The organism is Microbacterium sp. USTB-Y (assembly GCF_023703415.1).
In the GTDB taxonomy this organism is placed as follows: domain Bacteria; phylum Actinomycetota; class Actinomycetes; order Actinomycetales; family Microbacteriaceae; genus Microbacterium.
Window position 1 is genome coordinate 409,101 of sequence record NZ_JAGMTU010000004.1, and the last position, 23,283, is coordinate 432,383.

The 23,283-nt window shown below is 69.9% G+C and carries 18 protein-coding genes; 6 read left to right on the forward strand and 12 right to left on the reverse strand.

Going from position 1 to position 23,283, the window contains the following annotated elements:
- Window positions 1-2 precede the first annotated feature (2 nt).
- The 3 genes from J8G10_RS12555 to uxaC form a co-directional block, all read right to left on the reverse strand.
- Window positions 3-1,235 (reverse strand): branched-chain amino acid ABC transporter substrate-binding protein, encoded by a 1,233-nt coding sequence (locus J8G10_RS12555; protein ID WP_251445218.1) that lies wholly within the window; start codon window positions 1,233-1,235, stop codon window positions 3-5.
- A gap of 215 nt (window positions 1,236-1,450) precedes the next feature.
- Complete coding sequence (manD, locus tag J8G10_RS12560) at window positions 1,451-2,689, reverse strand: D-mannonate dehydratase ManD (RefSeq protein WP_251445221.1); 1,239 nt, start codon at window positions 2,687-2,689, stop codon at window positions 1,451-1,453.
- A 73-nt stretch (window positions 2,690-2,762) separates the two neighbouring features.
- Entirely contained in the window at window positions 2,763-4,148 is a 1,386-nt protein-coding gene (gene uxaC / locus J8G10_RS12565) for a glucuronate isomerase (RefSeq protein ID WP_251445224.1), read from the reverse strand.
- A gap of 204 nt (window positions 4,149-4,352) precedes the next feature.
- On the opposite strand from uxaC, the gene gndA reads away from it, so the two are divergent.
- Window positions 4,353-5,813, forward strand: a complete 1,461-nt coding sequence (gene gndA / locus J8G10_RS12570) for an NADP-dependent phosphogluconate dehydrogenase (protein ID WP_308220699.1) — start codon at window positions 4,353-4,355, stop codon at window positions 5,811-5,813.
- A gap of 90 nt (window positions 5,814-5,903) precedes the next feature.
- Here the strand turns inward: gndA and J8G10_RS12575 are convergent, their stop codons facing one another.
- Both J8G10_RS12575 and J8G10_RS12580 read right to left on the reverse strand, forming a co-directional pair.
- Window positions 5,904-6,548, reverse strand: a complete 645-nt coding sequence (locus tag J8G10_RS12575; protein ID WP_251445227.1) for a bifunctional 4-hydroxy-2-oxoglutarate aldolase/2-dehydro-3-deoxy-phosphogluconate aldolase — start codon at window positions 6,546-6,548, stop codon at window positions 5,904-5,906.
- Entirely contained in the window at window positions 6,545-7,465 is a 921-nt protein-coding gene (locus J8G10_RS12580; RefSeq protein ID WP_251445230.1) for an SMP-30/gluconolactonase/LRE family protein, read from the reverse strand. Before J8G10_RS12580 ends, J8G10_RS12575 begins: the two co-directional genes overlap by 4 nt.
- Window positions 7,466-7,574: 109 nt before the next feature.
- On the opposite strand from J8G10_RS12580, the gene J8G10_RS12585 reads away from it, so the two are divergent.
- Entirely contained in the window at window positions 7,575-8,492 is a 918-nt protein-coding gene (locus tag J8G10_RS12585) for a dihydrodipicolinate synthase family protein (protein ID WP_251445233.1), read from the forward strand.
- Window positions 8,489-9,205 carry an SDR family oxidoreductase gene (locus tag J8G10_RS12590; RefSeq protein WP_251445236.1) on the forward strand — a complete coding sequence of 239 codons (717 nt, stop codon included), beginning with the start codon at window positions 8,489-8,491 and terminating at the stop codon, window positions 9,203-9,205. Before J8G10_RS12585 ends, J8G10_RS12590 begins: the two co-directional genes overlap by 4 nt.
- A 66-nt stretch (window positions 9,206-9,271) precedes the next feature.
- Here J8G10_RS12590 and J8G10_RS12595 read toward each other — a convergent pair whose 3' ends face one another.
- Genes J8G10_RS12595 through J8G10_RS12605 form a run of 3 tightly spaced genes read right to left on the reverse strand, consistent with a single transcriptional unit; the run spans window position 9,272 to window position 12,427 of the window.
- Entirely contained in the window at window positions 9,272-10,579 is a 1,308-nt protein-coding gene (locus tag J8G10_RS12595; protein WP_251445239.1) for an ABC transporter substrate-binding protein, read from the reverse strand.
- 55 nt (window positions 10,580-10,634) lie between these two features.
- Window positions 10,635-11,495: a carbohydrate ABC transporter permease gene (locus tag J8G10_RS12600; protein ID WP_251445242.1), complete on the reverse strand. Its 861-nt coding sequence runs from the start codon at window positions 11,493-11,495 to the stop codon at window positions 10,635-10,637.
- Window positions 11,492-12,427, reverse strand: coding sequence for a carbohydrate ABC transporter permease (locus J8G10_RS12605; protein WP_251445245.1), 936 nt, complete (start codon window positions 12,425-12,427; stop codon window positions 11,492-11,494). Before J8G10_RS12605 ends, J8G10_RS12600 begins: the two co-directional genes overlap by 4 nt.
- A gap of 214 nt (window positions 12,428-12,641) precedes the next feature.
- Here J8G10_RS12605 and J8G10_RS12610 point away from each other — a divergent pair, with 214 nt between their 5' ends.
- Both J8G10_RS12610 and J8G10_RS12615 read left to right on the forward strand, forming a co-directional pair.
- Window positions 12,642-13,445 carry an IclR family transcriptional regulator gene (locus tag J8G10_RS12610; RefSeq protein ID WP_045270438.1) on the forward strand — a complete coding sequence of 268 codons (804 nt, stop codon included), beginning with the start codon at window positions 12,642-12,644 and terminating at the stop codon, window positions 13,443-13,445.
- Window positions 13,446-13,537: 92 nt separating this feature from the next.
- Window positions 13,538-14,698, forward strand: a complete 1,161-nt coding sequence (locus tag J8G10_RS12615) for a mandelate racemase/muconate lactonizing enzyme family protein (RefSeq protein ID WP_251445249.1) — start codon at window positions 13,538-13,540, stop codon at window positions 14,696-14,698.
- Between the two features lie 48 nt (window positions 14,699-14,746).
- Here J8G10_RS12615 and J8G10_RS12620 read toward each other — a convergent pair whose 3' ends face one another.
- Complete coding sequence (locus J8G10_RS12620) at window positions 14,747-18,697, reverse strand: hypothetical protein (protein WP_251445252.1); 3,951 nt, start codon at window positions 18,695-18,697, stop codon at window positions 14,747-14,749.
- A gap of 158 nt (window positions 18,698-18,855) precedes the next feature.
- Here J8G10_RS12620 and J8G10_RS12625 point away from each other — a divergent pair, with 158 nt between their 5' ends.
- Window positions 18,856-19,848: an acetylxylan esterase gene (locus J8G10_RS12625; protein WP_251445255.1), complete on the forward strand. Its 993-nt coding sequence runs from the start codon at window positions 18,856-18,858 to the stop codon at window positions 19,846-19,848.
- 83 nt (window positions 19,849-19,931) lie between these two features.
- On the opposite strand, the gene J8G10_RS12630 is transcribed toward J8G10_RS12625, so the two are convergent.
- The 3 genes from J8G10_RS12630 to J8G10_RS12640 all read right to left on the reverse strand — a co-directional run bounded on the left by J8G10_RS12630 (window position 19,932) and on the right by J8G10_RS12640 (window position 23,201).
- Window positions 19,932-20,627 carry an ABC transporter ATP-binding protein gene (locus J8G10_RS12630; RefSeq protein ID WP_251445258.1) on the reverse strand — a complete coding sequence of 232 codons (696 nt, stop codon included), beginning with the start codon at window positions 20,625-20,627 and terminating at the stop codon, window positions 19,932-19,934.
- Window positions 20,628-20,659: 32 nt separating this feature from the next.
- On the reverse strand, window positions 20,660-22,168 hold the full coding sequence (locus J8G10_RS12635; protein ID WP_251445261.1) for an ABC transporter permease: 1,509 nt from the start codon (window positions 22,166-22,168) through the stop codon (window positions 20,660-20,662).
- Window positions 22,169-22,265: 97 nt separating this feature from the next.
- Window positions 22,266-23,201, reverse strand: a complete 936-nt coding sequence (locus tag J8G10_RS12640; RefSeq protein ID WP_251445264.1) for a sugar kinase — start codon at window positions 23,199-23,201, stop codon at window positions 22,266-22,268.
- Window positions 23,202-23,283: the final 82 nt, after the last annotated feature.

The window sequence follows — 23,283 nt, forward strand, 5'->3', positions numbered from 1 at the left end:
CATTACTTGCCGATCGGGCCGATGTAGGCGATCTTCCCGTCCAGGACGCGGTAGCCGTAGACGGTCGGCGCCTCGAGCTCGCCCGTCTTGTCCCACTTGAGGTGCTTCGCGAGGCCGTCAGCGTCGTACGACGTCACCCAGGCGAGCAGGTCGGCGCGCGACTGCTTGCCCTTGTCGATGCCGCTCAGCAGCACGGTGGCCGCGTCGTAGCCCTCGATCGAGTAGGTGCCCGGCGCCGCGTTGAACGCGTCGGTGTACTGCTTCGAGAAGTCGGTGAGGAGCTCACCCGGGATGCAGGGGCAGGTGAAGAACGCGTTCTTGGACGCGTCGCCGGCCAACTTGATGAACTGGTCGTCCTTCACACCGTCGGGGCCGACGAAGGCGCCCGTGAAGCCCTTGGCAGCGAGCTGCTGCGCGAGCGGCGCCGCCTCGGCGTAGTAGCCCGAGTAGTAGACCGCATCCGGCTTCGCGTTGATGATCTTCGAGATCGTCGCCGAGAAGTCCTTCTGCCCGGTGGTCACCTTGTCGGTGCCGACCAGCGCGTCGCCCAGGCCCTTGGACGTGGTCCCCGCCAGGCCGATGCCGTAGTCGGAGTCGTCCTGCACCAGGTAGACCTTCTTGGCCTTCAGGGTGTCGGTCAGGAACTTCGCCGCGGCCGGCCCCTGCTGCGCGTCGTTGCCGAGGCCGCGGAAGAAGGTCGTCCAGCCGTTCTGGGTCAGGCCCGGGTTGGTCGCCGAGGGCGTGATGTGCACGAGACCCTGCTGCTGGAAGATGTTTCCGGTGGCCTTGGACTCGCCGGAGAACGGCAGACCGACGACGCCGAGGATGTCCGCCTCGGAGACCGCCTGCGTGGTCGGGCCGGTCGCCTTGTTCGGGTCGCCCTCCGTGTCGTACTTCTTGAACTGCACCTGGCAGCCGGGGTTGGCCTTGTTGTGCTGGTCGATGGCCAGCTGCACGCCCTGGAAGATGTTGATGCCGAGCTGCGCGTTCGGGCCGGTCTCGGCGCCGATGTAGGCGAGGGTGGTCGTGGCGGGGCAGGTCGCCTTGCCGTCACCGGCCGGCAGGACCGCGTCCTTGGGCGTCTCGACCGAGGTCACCGCGGGGATGTCCGGGATGGATCCGCTGGAGCTTCCCGTCGTGCTGCCTCCTGCACCGGGCTGATTCGCGCAACCTGCGAGCAGAAGCAGCGCCGCTGCTGCTGCGACGCCCGCACTGAGGGCCTTCTTTCGCATCATTTTGTGATTGCCTTCCGATTCGGGTCATCGACCGCTCCTTGCGAACGTCGATGTCTTCAAGGTGTGGTGAGCGTACCTCTTTGCACGCGCTCCGCGAACGACATTAGTCCGACGGGGTGCCGTTTCTCGCGTCATCGGGCCGAACGGGTATTCGGATCGTTACACGCTGTTCTCGGGATCGACATCTGCGGATGCGCGACGCGCCCGGCGTGCACTCACCAGTCGTGGACCGTGCCGTCGGCGAGCCGATTGAAGGGCAGGTACGCCTGCTCGTACGGATACCGGCCCGCCTCGTCGAGATCCAGCTCGACGCCGAGTCCCGGCTCGTCGCCCGGATGCAGCAGTCCGTCCCGCCAGCGGAACGACTGCCGGAACACCTCGTCGGTGCGCGCGGAGTGCTTCATGTACTCCTGGATCCCGAAGTTGTGGATGGCCAGCCCCAGATGCATCTGCGCCGCCATCCCCACCGGGGAGATGTCGGTCGGCCCGTGGAACCCGGAGCGGATCTGGTACAGCGCCGCGTACTCCATCGTCTTCTTCAGCGGCGTGATGCCCCCCATGTGCGTGACGGCGCCGCGCACGTAGTCGATGAGCTGCTCGCGGATGAGGTCCTTGAAGTCCCAGACGGTGTTGAAGACCTCGCCGATCGCGAGCGGCGTCGTGGTGTGCCGGCGCACGAGACGCAGCGCCTCCTGGTTCTCGGCGGGTGTGCAGTCCTCGAGCCAGAACAGGTCGTAGGGCTCGAGCTCCTTGCCGAGCTTCGCGGCCTGCAGGGGCGTCATCCGGTGATGCCCGTCGTGCAGCAGCGGCAGCTCCGGGCCGAACTCGTTGCGCACCGCCTCGAAGACCCCGGGCAGATGGCGCAGGTACGCACGGGTGTCCCAGTCCTCCTGCATCGGGAGCGCCCCGCGCCGCGCCGGCTCGTGGTCGTAGCGCTCCTCTCCCCCGCCGGCCGCGGCCGCCTGCGAGGCGATGCCGTAGATCGCGTTCAGCCCCGGCACCCCCGTCTGCACGCGGATGGCACGGAACCCCTGCTCGAGGTGCGCGCGGACGGAGTCGAAGAGCTCGCTCAGGTCGGAGCCGGAGGCGTGCCCGTACGCCAGCAGGCCCTCCCGGCTCGCACCGCCGAGCAGCTGGTACAGCGGCATGCCCGCGGCGCGCGCCTTGATGTCCCACAGCGCCATGTCGACGGCGGCGATGGCCGCCATCGTGACGGGTCCGCGGCGCCAGTAGCCGCCGCGATAGAGGAATTGCCAGGTGTCCTCGATGCGGTGCGCATCCCGTCCCCGCAGCAGCGGCACCACGTGGTCGCGCAGGTAGGCGACGACCGCGAGCTCGCGGCCGTTCAGCGTCGCATCGCCGAGCCCGACGATGCCGTCGTCGGTCACGAGCCGGAGCGTGACGAAGTTGCGGCTGGGACTGGTCACGACGACCTCTGCCCGTTCGATGATCATGGGTGCGCCTGCCTGCTCTCTGCCTCGGGGAGGACGGTGTCGGGGGTCTGGGGGTGCCGTTCCGGCTCGCGCGTCACAGCTTGAACGCCCGGCGCGGCACGGCATCGACGAGGTCGCGGATGATCTGCTCCGCCCGGGATCGCCGGATCCTGCCGTCCACCACCATCCGGGCGAGCGCGGCGGCGTCGGCCCGGCGCGCCATCTCGTGACGCACCGGGATCGAGAGGAAGGCGCGGGTGTCGTCCACGAACCCGCTGGACCGGTAGAAGCCGGCGGACTCGGCGGTCGCGGCGCGGAAGCGCGCGATCGCCTCTGGTGCGTCGATGAACCACCACGGCGAGCCGATGAACACGCTCGGATAGAAGCCGGCCAGGGGCGCGATCTCCCTCGAGAACACCGTCTCGTCGATCGTGAAGAGCACCAGGTGGAAGTCGCGCCGCAGGCCGAAGTCGTCCAGCAGCGGCTTGAGGTTGCGGACGTATTCGACCGGCACCGGGATGTCGGCCCCGGCATCGGCGCCGTATCGCCTGCGCACCGCCGGGGAGTGATCCCGGTGGACGCCGGGGTGGATCGTCATGACCAGGCCGTCCTCGACGCTCATCCGCGCCATCTGCCAGAGCATGTGCCCGCGGAACTCGCGCTCGTCGACCGCATCCGACTCTCCGGACAGCACGCGCTGGAAGAGGCGCTCCGCGTCGGCAGCCTCCATCGCCACGGTGTACGGCTCGATCACGCCGTGATCGGCGGAGAACGCGCCGTGCGCGACGAAGTGGCGGCGCCGCTCCTGCAGCGCATCCAGATAGGCGTCGAACGACGCGGGCCTGCCCCCGAGCAGGCGCAGCACGCGGGACGCGAAGTCGGGCGCGGCCGGATCGAGATAGGCGTCAGGACGGAACGTCGGCGCCACCCGCCCGCGCACGTCTCCGCTCTCGCGCAGTCGTGCGTGTCGGGCGAGGTCGTCCAGCGGATCGTCCGTGGTGGCCAGCACGGCGATGCCGAACTCGTCGAACAGCGCCTGCGGGCGGAAGCGCTCCCCGGCCAGGGCCGCGGCGATCCGGTCGTAGACGCGATCGGCGGAGGCGGCGGTGAGCTCGTCCTCCACGCCGAACCGGTCGCGCAGCGTGCGCTCGAACCAGAACCCCGATGCGGTGCCGGCGAACAGATGCCAGCGTCCGGCGAGCAGCCGCCACGCCGCGCGCGGGTCGACGGCGGCGCCGACGCCGAGGTCGGCGAGGTCCGCTCCGTCGGCGTGCAGCAGCCTCGTCACGTAGTGGTCCGGCGTGATCAGCAGAGCGGTCGGGTCGGGGAAGGCCCTGTCTTCGGCGAGCATCGCGGCGTCGACGTGTCCGTGCGGCGAGATGATCGGGGCGGTGCGCACCTCCGCGAACAGCTCCCGAGCGATCCCGCGCTCGACCGGATCGGCGGCGAAGAGCGCGTCGTCGACGGTGTGCTCAGTCACGGATGGTCCTCCTTCGTCCCCCGGAACCCTATCCAGGATCCACCCGATTGGCAACCGCTTGCCATCCTGTCTTTCCTGGTTTCTGAAACAGCGGAAGGATCATGTCTGGCAACCGCTCGCTGCGCGAAGCGGACAGCACGGTCATCGGCCTCGACCGACGCGATAATCTGGAAAGCCCATCCACGCTTTCGTCTGGAGTCCCGCGTGTCAGAAACCACCGCCCACGCCAACATCGGAGTCGTCGGGCTCGCCGTCATGGGCTCGAACCTCGCCCGCAACCTCGCCAGCCGCGAGGGCAACACGGTGGCGATCTTCAACCGCAGCTACGAGAAGACGCAGGGCGTGCTGGACGCGCACCCCGAGGCGGGCTTCATCCCCGCGGCCTCCTACCAGGAGTTCGCCGACGCGCTGCAGAAGCCCCGCACGGCGATCATCATGGTCAAGGCCGGCGCCGGCACCGACGCGGTGATCGACGAGCTCGTGAAGGTGTTCGAGCCGGGCGACATCATCGTCGACGGCGGCAACGCGTACTTCCCGGACACGATCCGCCGTGAGAAGGCGGTGCGCTCCACCGGCATCAACTTCGTCGGCGCGGGCATCTCCGGCGGCGAGGAGGGCGCGCTCACCGGGCCCTCGATCATGCCGGGCGGATCCGACGAGTCCTGGGTGACGCTGGGCCCGATCCTGCGCTCCATCGCCGCGATCGCGGAGGGCGAGCCGTGCGTGACGCACGTGGGCCACGACGGCGCGGGCCACTTCGTGAAGATGGTGCACAACGGCATCGAGTACGCCGACATGCAGCTCATCGCCGAGGCCTACGACCTGATCCGTCGCGGCACCGGCAAGACCCCGGCCGAGATCGCCGAGATCTTCGCCGAGTGGAACAAGGGCGAGCTCGAGTCGTACCTCATCGAGATCACCGCGGAGGTGCTCCGCCAGGTCGACGCCACCACCGGCGCACCGCTCGTGGACGTCATCCTCGACCAGGCCGGCGCCAAGGGCACCGGCGCGTGGACCGTGCAGACCGCGCTGTCCCTCGGCGTCCCGGTCTCCGGCATCGCCGAGGCCACCTTCGCGCGTTCGCTGAGCTCGCACCCCGAGCAGCGCGCCGTCGCCGGCGCCCTGCCCGGACCCGACGAGGCCTTCACCGTCCCCGCCGACCAGGTGGACGCGTTCATCGAGGACGTGCGCCTCGCGCTGTACGCATCCAAGATCGTCGCCTACTCGCAGGGCTTCGACGAGATCCGCGCGGGTGCCGCCGAGTACGGCTGGAACATCGACCTCGGTGCGATCAGCAAGATCTGGCGCGGCGGCTGCATCATCCGCGCGCAGTTCCTGAACCGCATCGCCGACGCGTACGCCGAGACCCCGGACCTTCCGGTCCTGATGACGGCGCCGTACTTCGCCGAGGCGATCGGCCGCGCCCAGGCGGCGTGGCGCCGCGTCGTCGTCGCGGCCGCACAGGCCGGGATCCCCGCGCCCGCGTTCTCGTCGTCGCTGTCGTACTACGACGGCATCCGCGCCGACCGCCTCCCCGCCGCGCTCGTGCAGGGGCAGCGCGACTTCTTCGGCGCGCACACCTACAAGCGCATCGACAAGCCCGGCACGTTCCACACCCAGTGGTCCGGCGACCGCACCGAGATCGAGGCCGTCGACACGCACTGACGCCACCCCTTTACTTGCGAGTCGTCCCCCTCAGCACGGTCCATAGGACGTGCTGAGGGGGACGACTCGCAAGTGGAGGGGTGGGCGCCCTCAGGGGCGGGCCACGGCGTGACGGAAAGCCGCGGCGCGCACCGCGAGAGCCACGAGGTCTCCCGACGACGTCGCCGCGCCGCCGAGGAGCGGTCCTCCGACGCCGACCGCGAACGCGCCGGCCTCGAGGTACTCTCCCACCGTCTCGACCGACACTCCGCCGACCGGGATGATCCGCGCGTGCGGCAGAGGCTCTCGCACCGCGCGGATGAAGCCGGGGCCGAGCCCCGAGGCCGGGAACAGCTTGACGGCCGCGGCGCCCAGGTCCAGACCGCGCTGGATCTCCGTGGGCGAGTAGACGCCGGGAAGAACGCCGATGCCCTCCCGGATCGCGTACTCGACGGAGGCGCTGAGCGTCGGCGTCACCATGAACTGCGCGCCGGCAGAAACCGCTCTGTCGACATCCGCCGGGGTGAGGACCGTCCCGGCGCCGATCATCGCGTCGGCCGGGGCATCCTGGACGACCTGCGCGATCGCCTCTTCGGCCCCCTCCAGCGTGAGCGCGATCTCCAGAGTCAGGACGCCGGCGTCCAGCAGGGTCCGTGCCGCCGCGATCGTGGCATCGACATCGCTGCCGCGGAGGATCGCGATCAGCCTGCTCTCGCCGAGCCGCTCCTGCAGGTGCCCGTTGTCCACGATGCTCACGAGTCGCTCCCGTCCGCCGATGCCTCACGGGGAGCGCCGAGCGGGCTCGATCCTCCCCATGGCAGCGCGGGTAGGCCCCCGACCTCGACCTGCACTCCCAGGATCGCGCCGTCCGCCGCGGAAGGGCGTGCCAGCCCTATGCTCGCGGTCGTGATCACCAGCAGGTCATCGACGAGGGCGACCGCGGTCGGCCGCGTCGCCGGGAGCGGGACCGACTCGTCGAGCGTCCCGTCGGGCGCGTAGCGGCGCACCTCCCCCGCGTCCCACACGGCGACCCAGAGCATCCCCTCGCCGTCGATCGCCATGCCGTCGGGGTTCCCTCCACCCACCGCGCAGACCGTGCGCCGGTGCGACAGCACGCCGTCGGGCGCCACGTGGAATGCCTCGATGCTGCGGTGCGGGAGCGTGTCGATGTAGTACATCGTGGATCCGGTGCCGTCGAAGACCAGGCCGTTGGACACCGTGACCCCGCCAAGACGCTCGACCGCGACGCCGTGCTCGTCGATGCTCCACAGTGCACTGTGCGGCTCCCGCGGCATCGACTGGCTGCCCACCCAGAAGCGCCCGGACGGATCGCAGGCGCCGTCGTTCATATAGTCGCCGGGAACGGCGAGGTCCGAGACGACCGGCGTGATGGCGCCGCCATCCGCGACATGGACCACCCCGCGCTCGGCCGCGACGATCCACCCGGCTCCGGCATCAACGAGGGGCGCCGGCGCGCCGATCTTCGCTCCGACGAGGACGGACCCTGCCGGCACCAGCCGCCCGTCCTCGATGCGTCCGCGATGGAAGCGCCCTGTCGCCATGTCGATCCAGCCCAGACCGCCGTCCCTGCCGTCCCACCGCGGCGACTCGGCCTGTACGTATCGTTCGTCCGAGATGATCTCGACGTTTCGCGAGCGGGGTGAACGCGGCATCCTTGCCCTCTTTCACTGGTAGGCGGTAACCGTTATGTGGCAGACTATCTCACAATATGCATGCCTCTTGCGCGAAATGCGTTCCGATGATGAAGCGGGGAACCTGCCGATGACTCCCACCCTCCACGGCTTGATGCCGATCCTGGCGACGCCCTTCGACGAGACGGGCGGCCTCGACCGCCCCGGGCTTCGGCGACTGGTCGAATTCGAACTCGCATCCGGCGTGGACGGCATAGCCGTGTTCGGCATGGCGAGCGAGGGCTTCGCGCTGACGACGGACGAGAGGCGGGCGATCCTCGACGATGTCGTCGCGGTCGTCGCCGGACGCGTTCCGGTCATCGCCGGGGTCAACGGCACCTCGACGGCGACCTCGATCGAGCAGGCCCTCCTCGCGGAAGAGGGCGGCGCCGACGCGCTCATGGTGCTTCCGCCGTTCATGGTGAAGCCAGCGGCGACCACGCTCGTCGACTTCTACGGCGAGGTCGCCGGATCCACCTCCCTCTCGGTCATGGTGCAGGACGCGCCGGGCGTCACCGGCGTCACCATGACGCCGGCGCTCATCGCGGACCTCGCCCGCCTCGACCACGTCGACTCCGTCAAGATCGAGGCGCCACCGACCGCGCCCAAGGTCGGGGCCGTGGTCGACGCGCTCGACGTGACCGGCTTCGCGGTGCTCGGCGGCCAGAACGCCCAGTTCTGCCTGGAGGAGTACGCCCGTGGCGCGATCGGCACGATGCCCGCCTGCGAGTTCCCCGACCTGCTCGGCCCCGTGCTGGCCGACTTCGTCGCGGGGCGCGTCGAGGAGGCGCGCGCGGGCTTTCGTCGTATGCTCCCTCTCGTGCTGATCGGGCTGCAGGGCGGCATCGCGTGGGCGGTGCACAAGGAGGTGCTCGTGGCGCGCGGGATCATCGATCACGCGACCGTCCGCTACCCGGCGGCCCGCCTCGATGCCGGCAGCCGCGCCGCGGTGCACCTCGTCCTCGAGGAGCTCGCCCTTCCTCCGCTTCCGACCGCGGTGCGCGCGTGACCAGCCGCGTTCTGCTGATCGGCGGAGGATCCGACATCGGCATCGCCATCGCGCGCGCGTTCGCGGAGCGCGGCGATGCCGTCGTCGGGGTGGGGCTGGCGCCGACTGTCGATCCGGTCTTCGCGGGCTATCTCGTCGCCGACTGCAGCCGCACCGAGGGCGCGGAACGAGCCGTCTCCGACGCCGCGGAGGCCCTCGGCGGCATCGACGTCGTCGTCCTCGCGGCGGCCCGCATGCCGATCGGACGCGCCGAGTCGACGAGCGACGAGGACTGGCACGGGGCACTCGGGGCGACGCTCGACTCGGCGTTCTTCGTCGCCCGCGCCGCGCTGCCGCTGCTCGCTCCCGGCTCGTCGATCGTGGCGGTCACCTCGGTCAACGCCATGCTCGCGGCACCCTCCCTGCCCGCGTACGCAGCAGCCAAGGCCGGTGTCGAGGCCCTCATGCGGCAGCTCGCACTGGACTACGGCCCCCGCGGGATCCGCGTCAACTCCGTGCAGCCCGGGAGCATCTCCGCCGCAGACACCGGTGAGACCGAGGGCTATCCGCTGGGCAGGATCGGGCGTCCGGAAGAGGTCGCATCGGTCGTCGCCTTCCTCGCGTCGGAAGGAGCCTCCTTCATCACCGGAGCCACGATCCCGGTCGACGGAGGCCTCTCCATGTCCTCCCCCGCCGCGTGGCTGAAGCCGGCCCTGCGCGACCGCTGGCTCTGACGCGTTCTCCGCTCGAACACGAATGCCGCGCCGGAGATCCTCCGGCGCGGCATTCGTGGTTGAGGCTCAGGAGTTGGAGTCGAGCAGCCCCTGCACTTCCTTCTTCAGGGCGTTGAGACCGGCCTGGACCTCCACCTGACCCGCGAGGATGGTCGCGACACCGCCACCGATCGCGGCGTCGATCTGCGCCGTCACGGCGACCCGGTCCCAGGCGGCCGCGCGTGCGTGCTCCGACACCTGGGTACGGAACGTCCCCTGGAACTTGTCCGCGGCGAGCGCGGGGATCTTGTCCGCGACGGTCTTGGCGGCCGGGGCCACCGCGGAGCGCTCGTAGAGCGCCGTCGCGGCCGCCACGTTCGTCGCCGCGTAGGTGATGAACTCGCGGCTCGTGACCTCGCCCTCCCCGGCCGTCGCGAACAGGCCGCTGCCCCAGGCGCGGTTGTAGGACTTCTTGCCGTCGACGGTGGGGCGCGAGATCGCGCTGACGTTGTCGATGATGTTCTGCGCGGCGCCGTTCTTCTTCAAGAAGGTCGGCACGAGGGGCGCATCGTCGTAGACCGCCGCCCGCCCGCTCGCGAACAGGATGCGGGCGTCGCTGCGGGCGACGTTGGTCTGCGTGAGCCCCGCGTCCAAGAGGGACTTGTACCAGGCGATGGCCTTGACGCTCGCCGCGTCGCCGATGGTGCACGTCAGATCGTCCGTGACGACCTCGCTCCCGAAGCCCCACATCCAGTGCACGGCGTCCTTCAGGTCCGGGTTCTTCGTCACCGCCGCGTACGGGATCAGCGAGGCGTCCTGCGCCTTGATCTTCTCGAGTGCCGTCGCGAACTGCTCGACGGTCATGCCGGACTTGATGCCGACGCTCTTCGCGATCTCACCGTTCGTCGCGATCCCGATGCCCGATGCCGTCAGCGGCAGCACGAGCAGCTTGCCGTCCTTGGTGTAGGAGTCGAGGACTCCCTGTGGGATCCCGAGACCCTTGGCCAACTCGGTCAGATCGGCGAGCAGGTCCATGGGCGTCAGCACCTGCCATCCGCCCGACTGGCCGACACCGAGGAGCTTGCCGGAGCGGCCCGTGAGCGCCAACTGGGTGGCGGCCTGGTCGTAGGGATAGATCACCGGGGCGACGGTGACCCCCGCGTCGCTGGAGAAACCGTCGATGATCCCCTGCCACGCAGGCTTGAGCGCTTCCTCGCCGAGCGAGTTGCCGTAGAAGTTGATGGTCTTCGCCTTGGTCGCGGCACTCGCCGTGGCTCCAGGGGGCGTCGTGGCCGGGGTCGCGCAGCCGGCGAGCGCGAGGACGCCGAAAGCGGCCAGCGCGGTGCCGCCGCCGAGGAAGGCACGACGACTCAACTGCGAGTTCGGGATGTTCATGGGCACAGCTCCTTCAGGGACGGATCGGGAATCAGGATGTTTCGGGGACAAGCGGTTAGCCCTTCACCGCGCCGGCCGCGAGGCCGGAGACGAAGTAGCGCTGGAGGACGACGAAGATGATGACGAGCGGGAGCGAGGTGATCAGCGAGGCCGCCATGAGCGCGGGCCAATCCGCGGTGCCCTCATGGATGAACGCCTGCGTGAGGCCCGCCGGCAGCGTCTGCTTGTCGGGGCCGGCGAGCGTCAGAGCGAACAGCAGATCGCTCCACCCGCGCATGAAGGCGAACATCGCGGCAGTGATGAGCCCGGGGACGACCAGGGGGAAGACGATCCGGAACACGGTGGCGGTACGGGAGAGCCCGTCGACCTTCGCCGCCTCGAGGATGTCGTCCGGGAGGCCGTCCATGATCCCCTTCAGCAGGAAGACCGTGAGCGGCAGCGTGAAGGTCGTGAACGAGAGGATCAGGGCCGCATAGGTGTAGAGCAGGCCCGCGGAGCTCAGCATCAGGTACAGCGAGATGAGCAGGAGGGCGCCGGGGGTCAGCTGACCGATGAGGAACATGAACATGATCGCGTTGCGTCCGCGATAGCGGAACTTCGAGAGCGAATAGGCCATCAGGCCGCCCACCAGCACGGCCAGCAGCGCGGTGCCGCTGGACACGACGATGCTGTTGCCGAGGTTCTTCAGGAGGGCGTCGTTCTGGAAGAAGCCGACGAAGTTCTCGATCGTCGGATCCACCGGGAAGAACGGCCGGTTCTGTGCGAACACGTCCTCTTTCTTCGTGAACGCCGTCGCCGTGAGCCAGTACACCGGAAGGAGGCCGAACAGGGCGAGCACGATGAGGCCCAGGCGTCCGGGGACGGACAGACGAGGGCGGATGATCCCCTCGCCGACGTCGCGGTTGCGGCGCATCATTTCTCCAGTCGTCGGTTGAGGAGCAGATATCCGCTCGAGATGATCGCGAGCAGGACGAGCCAGAGCGCCCCCATCGCGGAGGCCTTGCCGAGCTCGTAGCTGCCGAAGGCGAGGTGATAGAGGCTCACGGCGAGGGTCGTCGTGGAATTGCCGGGCCCTCCTCCCGTCATGACGAAGATCGTGTCGAAGTTGCCGAAGTTGTAGATGAACTCGAGCACGGCGACGAGCGTCACCGGGCCGGCGATGTGCGGCAGAGAGATGTACCGGAAGCGCTGAGCCCTGGTCGCGCCGTCGATCGTCGCGGCCTCGATCTGCTCGCTGGGCAGCGTCTGCAGCACGGCGAGAGCGACCACCATGATCCAGGGGAAGGAGTGCCAGGTCTTCGCGATGATCACGGCGGCCATCGCTCCGACCGGGTTTCCGAGCATGCTGATCTCGGGGAGACCGAGGAGCGAAAGAACGTGGTTCACGACGCCGTAGCTGTCGTTGAAGATCCACGCCCAGAGGAAGGACACGACCACCCCGGGCAGCAGCCACGGCAGCATCAGTGCGCCGCGCAGCACCGTGCGCCCGCGCATCCGGGAGTTCAGCAGCATCGCCAGGGCGACGCCGAGGACCAGGGGGAAGACCGTGGAGAGCGAGGCGAACACGAGCGTGGTGCCGAGCCTCGCCACGAACTCGTCCCAGATGAGCGCGTAGTTGTCGAAGCCGACGAACGTGCGCTCCGGTCGCAGCAGTGACTGGTCGTAGAGGCTGGTGCCGATGCTCGAGACGAGCGGGAAGATCGCGATCACGAGGAACAGCAGGACCGCGGGGAGTGCGATCATGAAACCGAAGGTGCGGTCCTTCGCGCCCAGCGTGGAGCGGCGTCCCGAGCGCGGTGCGGGGACCTGCTCGCGGACTTCTGGCCGCTCGAGGGTGGCTTGTGGCATGGCATTCACTTTCCGGGTGGGGTGGGCCCCTCGGGCCCCTGCACGCCGTCGTCGCAGTCGTCGACGATGACGTGCAGTCAGTCAACCACAATGCGGATGCGAAATCCACAAAATGCATAAGACACCCACATTTGCCTTGCCTGGCGTCATCACTCTCATTAGGATGACTGGCGACGGCTTCGCAGCAGCGGTGGCCGCAGGAGGAGGAGTCGCAATGGCATCGGAATCGGTGGGTGGCACCCAGACCGTGGAGCGGGCGATGTCCCTGCTCGCCTGCTTCACCGAGGAGTCGGGCGAGCTGCGGGTCTCCGAGCTCTGCACGCTGACCGGACTCGGACAGTCCACCGTCTCCCGCATGATGTCGGCACTCGATCGGATGAAGTTCGTCGTCCAGGACGGCCGGACCGGTCTGTACCGGCTCGGGCCGGCGGCGGTCGCCCTCGGGACGATCGCGCTCAACGGCTCGCCGATCTTCCGCGCGTCGCGGCAGATCGCGCAGAACCTGGCCCGCCGGATCGAGATCGGCGTGAACGTCGCCGAGCTCAGCGGCTTCACCTTCACCTACCTCTGCAACTTCGAGGGCGCGCTCGCCCCGAAGTCGTTCGCGATGGCCGGACGCACGGGCCCCCTGCACGCCACGGGCCTCGGCAAGGCCCTGCTTTCCGGAATGACGTCCGAGAAGGTCGACGAGTACTTCGAGCACTCCCCTCAGCGCTTCACCCCGCACACGATCGTCGACCGCGACGCCATGCAGGTCGCGCTCGACGAGAGCCGCAGCCGCGGGTATGCGACCGAGATCGAGGAGCTCGCCTTCGGGCGCGCCTGCATCGCGGCGCCGATCCACAACAGGGCGGGCGAGATCGTCGCGGCGCTCTCGGCGAGCGGCCCCCTGTCCGTGCTCGACCTGCACGCCCCGCACCAGGAGCTCGCTCTGCAGCTCATCGAGGCGGCGGACGAGATCTCGGTCGCGCTCGGCTACAGCCCTTCCCGCTCCGCGAGCGCCTTCGCGGCGCTCTGACATGCTGCCGCGATCCGGTCGCGGCGCCCAGAACCTCATCGCCGCGGCAGACGCCGCCGGCCTCTCCCCCACGACTGTCTTCGGAGACCCTTGTGAAGATCACGCGCGTCCAGACGTTCCCCCTTTTCCTGTCGAGGGAGGATGCGGACGACTCCTATGCAGGCGACACCGGCGTAGCCCATCGCGGCTACGTCATCCGACCGCCGTGGCGGAGCCTGTACTCCCCCGGCTACGAGTCGCTCCTCGTCAAGATCGAGACGGACGAAGGGCTCGTCGGGTGGGGTGAGGCGCTCGCGCCCGTCGCCCCCGAAGTCGTCGCCGCAGTGGTCGATCACCTTCTCACCCCGCTCATCCTCGGCGAGGATCCGCGATCCGTGCGGACGCTCTGGCACCGGATGACCGAGTCGATGCGCGAGCGGGGGCACCTCACCGGACACCAGGCGGACGCCATGGCCGCCGTCGACATCGCGCTCTGGGATCTCTGGGGGCACGCGACGGGCCTCTCCGTCTCGGAGCTCGCCGGCGGCCGCTTCGCCGAGATCCTGCCGACCTACGTATCCGGGATCCGCGGGAACGACGACGCCGAACGTGTCGACAAGGCGACGGCCTTCGTCGAGGCCGGCGTGCGGCGGATCAAACTGCATCTCGGCGCCGACATCCGCACCGACCTCGCCACCTATGACGCCATCCGGGCCGTGCACCCGGATCTCGACCTCGCGCTCGACGCGCACTGGACCTACCTGCTCGGCGAGGCGAAAGCTCTGGGCCGCGAGCTCGACGACCGCAGGGCCTGGTTCTTCGAGGCGCCTCTGGCGCCCGAGGACGTCGAGGGGCACCGCGATCTCGCGGCATCCCTGGCCACGCCGATCGCGGTCGGTGAGGCGATGCGCAGCCGTTTCGAGTTCACCGACTGGCTCGCCCGCAGAGCCGTCGGCCTGACCCAGCCCGACATCGGCCGGACGGGAATCACCGAGGGGCTCGCGATCGCCGCGGTCGCCGACGCGTTCCACGCGCAGGTCGCGCCTCACCATTCCGCAGCGTTCGGCATCGCGATGGCCGCGGGAGTGCACGTCGCGGCGAGCGCCACCTCGCTGCTCGCCTTCGAGTACCAGCCGTTCACGCTGCCCGTCGCCAACCTCATCCTCACCACTCCGCTCGAGGTGCGACCCGATGGCGGATTCATCGTCCCGACCGGCCCTGGACTCGGGGTCACGGTGGACGAGGCGGCTGTCGCCCGCTTCGTCCGGCGCTGAGCGCCCGAGGGGGTGGACCGGAGCCTCGCTCCGGTCCACCCCCTTTCGTCAATCCCCGACCCGCACGAACTGCGCGGCGCTGACCCGGTGGATGCTCGTGCTGCGGACTTCCAGTCGCACGACGCCGGGAGCACCGGCGTCGTAGCGGAACGTGCCGAGCGCCCGCCACGCAGCAGCCCCCTGGGTCTGGTCCACGATCACCTCGCTGCTGCCGCCCTGGTGCTCGACGACGTAGGCCGCGGACGTGGTCGTCGTCGGGTTCGTCGGATACCAGACCGACACGCGGTAGAGCCCCGGCTGGGGGAGGTCCGCCTTCCAGGTCACCGTGCTGCCGACGGAATCGGAGTCGCTGTACCGCGTGCGCGTCCCGTTCCAGCCGGAGAGGCCGCTCGGGTACCACCGCCCGGTCTCGAGGTACCCGGGCCAGGGCGATTGCGTATGCACGATCACGCCTTCGTCGGCCATCCGCACGAGGACCCCGCGGCGCAAGGTCTGATCCAGCCTCGCCTCGAATCGCGTGCTCGATCCCGGAGCGACCCCGGCCCCCGCCGTCACGGTCCAGGTGTGCGTCAGATCGGAGCGCGGCGGCACGACGACGGCCGCGTCCCGCTGATCGATGGTCCAGCCGGTGGCGCCGTAGAGGGCGAGCGTCCCCTGGAGCGGCGTCACGCCGGTGTTGATCACCAGGGCCGTCAGCTTCACCGTCGCACCGGGGCCGCTGGCGACCTCGGTGTCCGACGCCAGGGAGACGAGCCGACGCCGATCGATCACCTCGATCGACGCGGACCTCAGCGCAACGGGCGACGCCCCCGGCACCGACAGGGATCCGGCGACCTGGACCTCCCCGAGCGCGGCGGACGTCGCGATCACGACCGAGGCCTCCACCCGGACCGTGGCGTGCGCGGGAGCCGCGATCGCCGGCACCATGCCGTCGAGCTGCCACCCGCTCGGCAGGGTGAGCCCGACGCTGCCGGCGATCGGCTGCGCCGTTCCGTTGCGCACCTCGATGATCAGCGGGACTCGGTCGCCTGCCGTGCCCGTGGCCTGGGCGACCACGTCTCCCGAGACCTCCGATCCCGCGCCGGCGATCCGCGTCGGCAGGCGCAGCGTGACCTCGTCCGTGGTCGTGCCGCCGGCGGAGACCGTGAAGGCGAACGCCTTCACCGGGTCGTCCACCGGGATCGTCCACTCATAGGGATACCCCTTGGCCGGCGCCTGCTGCGCGACCTGCCCGCCGATCCGGTACGAGAGCGTCGCCTGCTGCTCCGTGTCGATCTGCACATACGCGTCGTATCCCTGCCCGCCCGGCCGTACCAGCAGCATCCCGCGGACGAGTCCGTAATCGCTCGCCGGATCGGAGTCGACCTCGCGGAAGCTGTCCGGGCCGTGGTCGACGATGTCGTCGAACGGCAGCTCCGGCCGCTGCACCGCCACGTTGCGGACGACCAGCGCGAGCAGCCCGTGCCCCGGGACGGTGACCGTGACGCGCGCGTCGATCGCCGCCTGGGTGGAGCGGCTGCCGTCCGCGGCGATGACCTCGATCGTCGGCGCGGCGCTGCGCGGCAGTCCGGTCAGCTCCCCGGCGAGGTCGACGACGACCTGCTGCGCATCGGGCGCCGAGTTCGTGAGGCTGAGGTAGAGCGCGCCATTGCCCACGCCGGCGATCCAGTTGATCAGCGGGTTGTCCAGCTCGATCAGGCCCGCCGGGAAGTACGGCCATACCCCGGTCTCGCCGAAGAACGAGCCGGGCGCGTGACCGTAGGCGAAGAACTTGAAGTAGGCGAAGTCCGCCTCGAAGACGTGCGGGAACTCGATGCTGCCGGAACTGCGGTAGAAGCTCTCGCTGATCAGGTAGTCCATGGCGAGACCCAGCTGCGCCGGCGCGTGATGGAAGTAGTACCCGGTGATCCCGACGGGACCGCTCGTGGCGAAGTCCGGCTTCATGTGTGCGACCTGGAACTGCCGGCCGTAATAGCCGGGATAGGTCGTGAACCTGCCGATCACCATGTTGTGCGCGACGTCGGCCAGCAGCGGGTCTCCGGCGTGGTGGGCGAGGCGCAGCAGTGCGCCGGCCCAACACGGGTTGAAGACGTACCCGCCGCCGGGATCCGTCACGGCGCTCACCCCGAGCTTGAACGACGAGAGCGCCTCGAAGGTGAGACCAGAGGGCGAGACGTACCAGGCCGGAACCGTCTCGGTCGCCACACCCGTGACAGGATAGGGCGGCAGCGATGAGCGCGACTCCCAGTCGTACTGCTGAGTGATCACGTGGCCCACCGGAACCGTGACGGTCTGGTCCGGCACCGGCCGCACCGCGGTCTGCGTGATGAACCGCTGCACTTCCCGGTGTGCTCCCTCGAGGAAGACCGCCTCCCCCGTCACCTCGAACAGTTCGAGCAGGTCGACCCAGTACTTGGAGAAGCTGTAGGCGAAGCCGCCCGGCGGCTGGCCGTTGCCGCGATACGGCGTGAGGATCTGCTCCTGCACGTAGCGGCGGCCGATCAGCGTCGCCTCGGCCAGATATGCCGGATCCCCGGTGGCCCGGTAGGTGGCGAGGGGGACGGCGAAGGGCGCACGGCTCTGCCCGACGACCCCGGACTTCGTGGCCTGCACGGCGAGTCGCTGGATCCCCGCGTTCCGCCCATGGGTGAGCTGGTAGAGCGCCGTCAGGTTCACCGCGTCCGTGGGGATGCGGCCGAGCCGGTACTGCGTCTTGTCGTTGTAGACCGGGCTGCCGATGACCGGCGAGTGCCCGATCCCCTTGCGCGACACCTGGTACTCGATCAGCGGGCGGGCGCGCCGGTCGTACAGGGTGCCGCCGGTCCTGCCCGTCAGGTAATGCGCGGAGAGCACCACCCCGCTCGCAGCGGTGCGCACGGCGTCCTCGTTCTCCACGTCGACGAACCCCTTCGCGCGGTTCCACCAGCCGGAGAAAGACGGGATGTAGTCCACCGAGTCGTCCCCGGCGGGCTCGACGGCGATGAGGTCCGCCATCGCATGCACGGCGTCGGTCAGCGCTCGCCCGTAGACGTTGCGCCGGTAGGCCGTGACTCCGTACTCGCCGCGGCACAGCGCGGTGTACGCGTCATAGAGGGCACCCGCCTGTGCGGCCACGCCGAATGCGAACCCGCGCTCCTCCCCTGCCGCCATCGCCGTGCGGAGCCCGGGCTGGGGCGAGTACATGCAGGGCACGAGGTCGAGGCTGTCGTTGCGCAGGCTCATCCCGTAGGGCTGCCGGTCCGACATGAGCTGCCGCTCGTGCACGAACTCCGCGACCTCGGACGGCAGGTAGACGCCGGAGGTGACCGGGATCCCGCCGACGGCGTACTGCGTGAGCGCCATCGGGGCGAACAGCTCCCACGCCCCGAGCGGCGCCGAGCCGTCGAGAACCGAGAGCGCGTGCTGGTAGGAACCGCACAGCACCTCATCGAGATCGTCGAGCGACCGGGCGTCCTGACTCTGATAGCCGACGATGTAGTCCCCGGCGTTCTTCGCGGTCAGCACGTGATGGGCTTCCGGATTGTCGCCTTCCAGCCGCCAGCGCACGACGAGCTCGACGTCGTCCGTGCTGGTGCGCAGCTCGATCGCCTGCGGGCCGAGCACCTGGAAAGAGGTGAATCCCAGCCAGCTCGGAGCCAGCGGGCCGTAGAGCTCCGGCGCGCTGCCGGACGGCAGCGACCCTTTCAGCACCACCCACTGCTCGTCGAAGCGGTGCGCGGCGTCCGTCGCCGGGAGCCAGCCGCCGTCGTGCGCGATCTCGAGATCGCGGACGACGGTCGCCCCTCCGTCCCAGGTGGCCTGGAAGAAGGTCATCCGGTGGTTCGACCCGACCAGCTGCGCGACCTGGGTCACCGCCAGATTCGGCTTGTCCAGCCGTCGCAGTGCATCCGCGTAGGCGCCGGTCGCCGTGGGTAGTTCCGTTGCCGCGGCCGACGAGCCGCCGGCCTGCGCGCCGAGGACCGGCGGAAGGACACCCGCGATCACCAGCATGCGCAGCACGGATCGCCGGCTCCACTGCAGGGGTCCCTCGTCATCTCTCGCACTCTTCCTTGCAATCATGATGCATATATTGCAATCCATATGCGATGATGTCAATGGACTCTTCCGCCGCAGCGCGGACGCCGTCCGCACGGCAGGATCGAGGAGGTACGGAACCGGTGAGAGACCCTTCGTCGCGCGACGGGATACCCGAAGAACTGACCGAGTACTCCCTCGGAGAGCTGCTCCTGCCCCCGCCGGACCAGCCGGAGCCGGACGACTTCGACGAGTTCTGGCAGGCGACCTTCGAGGAGTTCGGCACCGGCGCCGTCGCGTGGCGGACCGTGCGGGAGGGGGACGCGACACCGACCCATCGAGTGACCGAGATCCGCTTCGGCTCCTCCGCGGACGAGCCCGCCACCGCGTTCGTCATGGTGCCGCATGCAGCGGCTGCGATTCGGCGCGGCCTCGTGATCGGGCACGGCTACGGGGGCCGCACGGGCCCCGACGTCGAGCGCGTGCCCGCGGACACCGCCGCGATCTTCCCCTGCGCGCCGGGAACCCACCCCGATGCCCCCAGCCGCTTCCCGGCGCTTCCCGCCGAGCACGTGCTGGCGGGCATCGCGCATCGCGACACCTATTCGCTCCGCTTCGCCACAGCGGACGTCTGGCGCGCGGCGACGGTGCTGCTGGACCTGGTTCCTTCCGTAGCAGGCGCCCTCGACTTCAGCGGCGGCAGCTTCGGCGGCGGCATCGGGGCGATGGCGCTTCCGCGGGACGCACGCTTCCGGCGCGCGGCACTGGACGTCCCCAGCTTCGGCGCGCACGCGATCCGGCTCACCCGGCGTTGCACCGGGAGCGGCGAGGCCGTCCGGACGCATCTGCGCACGCATCCCGAGGCACGTTCCACGCTCGACTACCACGACGCGGCGACCGCGGCCCGCCGCCTCCGCATACCGGTGCACATCGGGGCCGCCGTTCTCGATCCGGCGGTCGATCCGCGCGGACAGTTCGCGGTCTACCACGCGCTCTCCGGGCCGCGACGGCTGACGGTGCGGGCTAACGGGCACATCGACGCTCCGGAGGGCCGGGTCGCCGACGCCCTGGCGGCGCAGGCGGCGATCGACTTCCTGGCGCTCCCCGCCGACCGGCTGCCGGCTCCGCCGGCCTGAGCGCCCCTTCCCCTCTCAGCGAGTCGTCCCCTTCAGCACGTCCCATGGACCGTGCTGAGGGGGACGACTCACAATGGGGGAGGTCAGACCTCGGCCAGGCGGCCGTTCTTGAGGCGCAGCCGACGGTGGGCGCGCTTCGCCACCGCCGAGTCGTGCGTGACCACGATGAGCGTCAGCCCTTCTGCGCAGAGCGACTCGAGCAGCACCAGGGTCTCGTCGCGCATCTCCTCGTCGAGGTTGCCGGTGGGCTCGTCGGCGAGCAGCACGCGCGGTCTCTTCACGATGGCGCGGGCGATCGCCACACGCTGCTGCTGGCCGCCGCTGAGCTCACCCGGGAGGTGATCGCCGCGGTCCGCCAGGCCGACGTGAGCGAGCGACTCGTCCACACGGGTGCGCCGCTCCTCCGCCGGGATCCTCCGCGGCACGAGCGCCATCGCCACGTTCTCCCGCGCGGTGAGCGTGGGGATCAGGTTGAAGCCCTGGAACACGAACCCGATCTCCTCGGCGCGCAGGCGCCCGAGCTCCCGGTTCGACGCCGTGGACAGCTCGGTGCCACCCAGCGTGAGCGACCCGCCGGAGGGTCGGTCCAGGGCACCGAGCAGCTGCAGCAGCGTGGACTTCCCGCCGCCCGTGGGCCCCTGGATGGTCACGAACTCGCCTGCTCTGATCTCCGCGGTCGCGCCGGTCAGCGCCGTGACCGTGCGACCTTTCGTCCGGTAGGTCCGCGTGACGTCGGTCAGCCGGTACAGGGCCTGCGGCTCGGTCTCGATGATGCTCATGATCTGTCGTCTCTCCTGTTCGGGTTCCGGGGTCAGGCGGCGGACCGCAGTGCTTCGGCCGGGCTCAGACGAGCCGCCCGCCATCCGCCGATCGCACCGGCGACGAGGCCGCCGAGGATCGCGAGGCCCACGGCCGCGATGAGGATCGTCACGCTGAGCGGGGCATGCAGCACGACCGCCTGCGCGGACTCGCCGAGGCCCCGGAAGGCTTCGCCGCGTCCCCCGCCCTGGAACGCTCCGCCGGCGGCTCCCGCACCGGCCTCTCCGCCTGCCGCACCCCCGCCTCCGCCGCGTGCGAAGCCGGCAGCCGACGCACCGGAGATCGTGGGCTGGACGAGGTTCACGACGAGGATCCCGACGAGGCCGAGCGCGAGTCCCGCCGCTCCCCCGATGAGGCCCTGCACGAGTGACTCGCCGGCCACCTGCCGGACGATCCGGCCGTTCGACCAGCCGATCGCCTTGAGGGTACCGAACTCCCGGGTGCGCCGGGCGACGCCGGAGAGCGTGAACAGCACGGCGAGGAGCACGGCGACCGCGAGCACGATGATCGACAGCCACGTGCCGAGGCCTTCGATCATGCCGGCGGCGCTCGCGAGAGATCCGGAGACGGTCGAGGCGAGGTCCGCCTGTGAACTCACGGTCGCAGTCGGCAGGGCCTTGGCGAGCGCCGTCTGGACGGAGGCGATGTCGGAGGCGGAAGCCGCCTTCACGTAGACCGTGGACACGACGTCTCCTGTTCCCGCGATCTTCTGCGCGGTGTCGAGAGGCAGGTACACGTTCGCCGCGGTGTCGGCGGAATCGGAGGACGAGGTCACGATCCCGATGATCTTGACCGTGGATCCGCCGACATCGATCGTGCTGCCGACACTCAGGCTCTTCGACGTGGCATACGTGCTGTCCGCGAGGGCGACGAGCTGACCCGCATCGTCTGCGGCGAGCGCGCGTCCCGAGGAGACCTTCACGGAGGACAGCGGTCCCACGGTCGTCCCCGCGGAGGGATCGACGCCCAGCACCGAGAACGAGTTGAGACCGAAGTTGCCGCCGCCGAATCGCGGCCGCTCGCCCGCGCCCTGTCCCTCCCCCGTTCCGGACTGCCCCGTGCCGCCCTGCGTGCCTTGCTGCGCGATCCGCCCGTCGAACGTGAGGTTGGTCAGGCTCAGAGCACCGGTGGCCGCAGCGACGTTCCCCGTGGCCGAGATCGTCTTGACCCCCGCCGCATCGATCGTGCCCCGCGCCGGAGAGGCGCGCAGCACCGAGGTGTTCAAGGTCGTACTGCCGTCGCCGGACGCGGCGCCGCCGCCGGCGCCGAAGTCGAAGCGCTGCCCGGTGTCGCTGCCCCGCTGGGCCGGCGCACCGGTCACCGTGAGATCGGTGCCCACTCCGTAGACCCGCGCGAGCGCCTCCGTCTGCGCATCGCGCACGCCCGCCGCCAGCGCGTTGACGACGATCACCAGCGCGATCGCTATCGCGAGGCCCACGGCGACGATCACCGTCTGCTTCTTCCGGCCGGCCAGTTCCCGGCGCAGATACGTCCCGTACATGCTTCTCCTCTGGGTCACCCTCGTGCTGGTGACGCTAGGAGGCGGTTCTGGGGCGCGATGATGGCGAAACTATGCGCGCGCTAAGCACGCCGAGGGATCAGCCTGCCACGAGCGGCAGAACGGATTCCGGGTCGTGCGATGCCGCAGACGGTGCGCTGTCGCTCGTCGATTGGAGCACCAGGTGCGCCCGCCGGTGCCCGCTCCTCAGGCGCTCCTGCACGCTCCACCCCCGCAATAGGCCCGAGAGGTAGCCGCCGGCGAAGGCGTCGCCCGCGCCCACGGGCTCGACCACCTCGGTCTGAATCGCGGGCTCGAAGGTTCGGCCCTGCGGGGAGAAGTCGGTCGCGCCGACGTCACCGTCTTTGACGACCAGGCGCGCGGGTCTGGGGAGGTGCTCGCGCACGTCCTCCGCGGTCCGACAGCCCCAGAGCGTCTCAGCCTCGTCTCGTCCCACGAACACGATGTCCGCGCGGTTCGCCAGATCGCCGAGGATCGGCGCGGCATCGGCCACCGGCCACAGGCCGCGGCGGTAGTTGACGTCGAAGCTGAGCAGCGCACCGCTCGCGACGACGCGCGCGAACACCGCGTCGATCATCGCTGCGCAGTCGTCCGAGAGCGCCGGAGTGATCCCCGAGACGTGCACCACCGCCGTCTTCTCGAGCGGGATCGACGCGATCGACGCCGACGTCATCCGGGATGCGGCGGATCCGGCACGGTAGTAGCTGACGCCGCGACCCGGATCCTTGAAGAAGACTCCGGTGGGCGCAACCTCATCGAACGACACCCAACGGGTGTCGACGCCCTGCGCCGCGATCTCGCGGTGGACCCGATGTCCGAGCACATCGTCCCCGAGAGCGCCCACCCACGCGGCCGCGCCGCCGAGCGCCGCCACGTGCCCGGCGACGTTGGACTCGGCACCGGCGGCCCTGAGCCGGATGCTCTCCGCGTCGATGAGGGACTCCGCCCGGCTCGGCGCCACCATCGCCATGGTCTCGCCGATCGCGACGAGAGCGGGAAAGTCTGCAGTTGCCATCCCGGCATTCTCTCTCACTGTTGCCACCTGACGCAACATGCGTTGCACTAGACGCAACTAACAGGATCGCGACCCCGACCGG

Bases quoted from the DNA above. Each gene is read 5' to 3' on its own strand.
- J8G10_RS12640 (WP_251445264.1), bottom strand. From the start codon at position 23,201: ATGGCAACTGCAGACTTTCCCGCTCTCGTCGCGATCGGCGAGACCATG.
- J8G10_RS12610 (WP_045270438.1), top strand. From the start codon at position 12,642: ATGGCATCGGAATCGGTGGGTGGCACCCAGACCGTGGAGCGGGCGATG.
- J8G10_RS12585 (WP_251445233.1), top strand. From the start codon at position 7,575: ATGACTCCCACCCTCCACGGCTTGATGCCGATCCTGGCGACGCCCTTC.
- J8G10_RS12635 (WP_251445261.1), bottom strand. From the start codon at position 22,168: ATGTACGGGACGTATCTGCGCCGGGAACTGGCCGGCCGGAAGAAGCAG.
- J8G10_RS12555 (WP_251445218.1), bottom strand. From the start codon at position 1,235: ATGATGCGAAAGAAGGCCCTCAGTGCGGGCGTCGCAGCAGCAGCGGCG.
- J8G10_RS12600 (WP_251445242.1), bottom strand. From the start codon at position 11,495: ATGATGCGCCGCAACCGCGACGTCGGCGAGGGGATCATCCGCCCTCGT.
- manD (WP_251445221.1), bottom strand. From the start codon at position 2,689: ATGATCATCGAACGGGCAGAGGTCGTCGTGACCAGTCCCAGCCGCAAC.
- J8G10_RS12595 (WP_251445239.1), bottom strand. From the start codon at position 10,579: ATGAACATCCCGAACTCGCAGTTGAGTCGTCGTGCCTTCCTCGGCGGC.
- J8G10_RS12580 (WP_251445230.1), bottom strand. From the start codon at position 7,465: ATGCCGCGTTCACCCCGCTCGCGAAACGTCGAGATCATCTCGGACGAA.
- J8G10_RS12630 (WP_251445258.1), bottom strand. From the start codon at position 20,627: ATGAGCATCATCGAGACCGAGCCGCAGGCCCTGTACCGGCTGACCGAC.
- J8G10_RS12605 (WP_251445245.1), bottom strand. From the start codon at position 12,427: ATGCCACAAGCCACCCTCGAGCGGCCAGAAGTCCGCGAGCAGGTCCCC.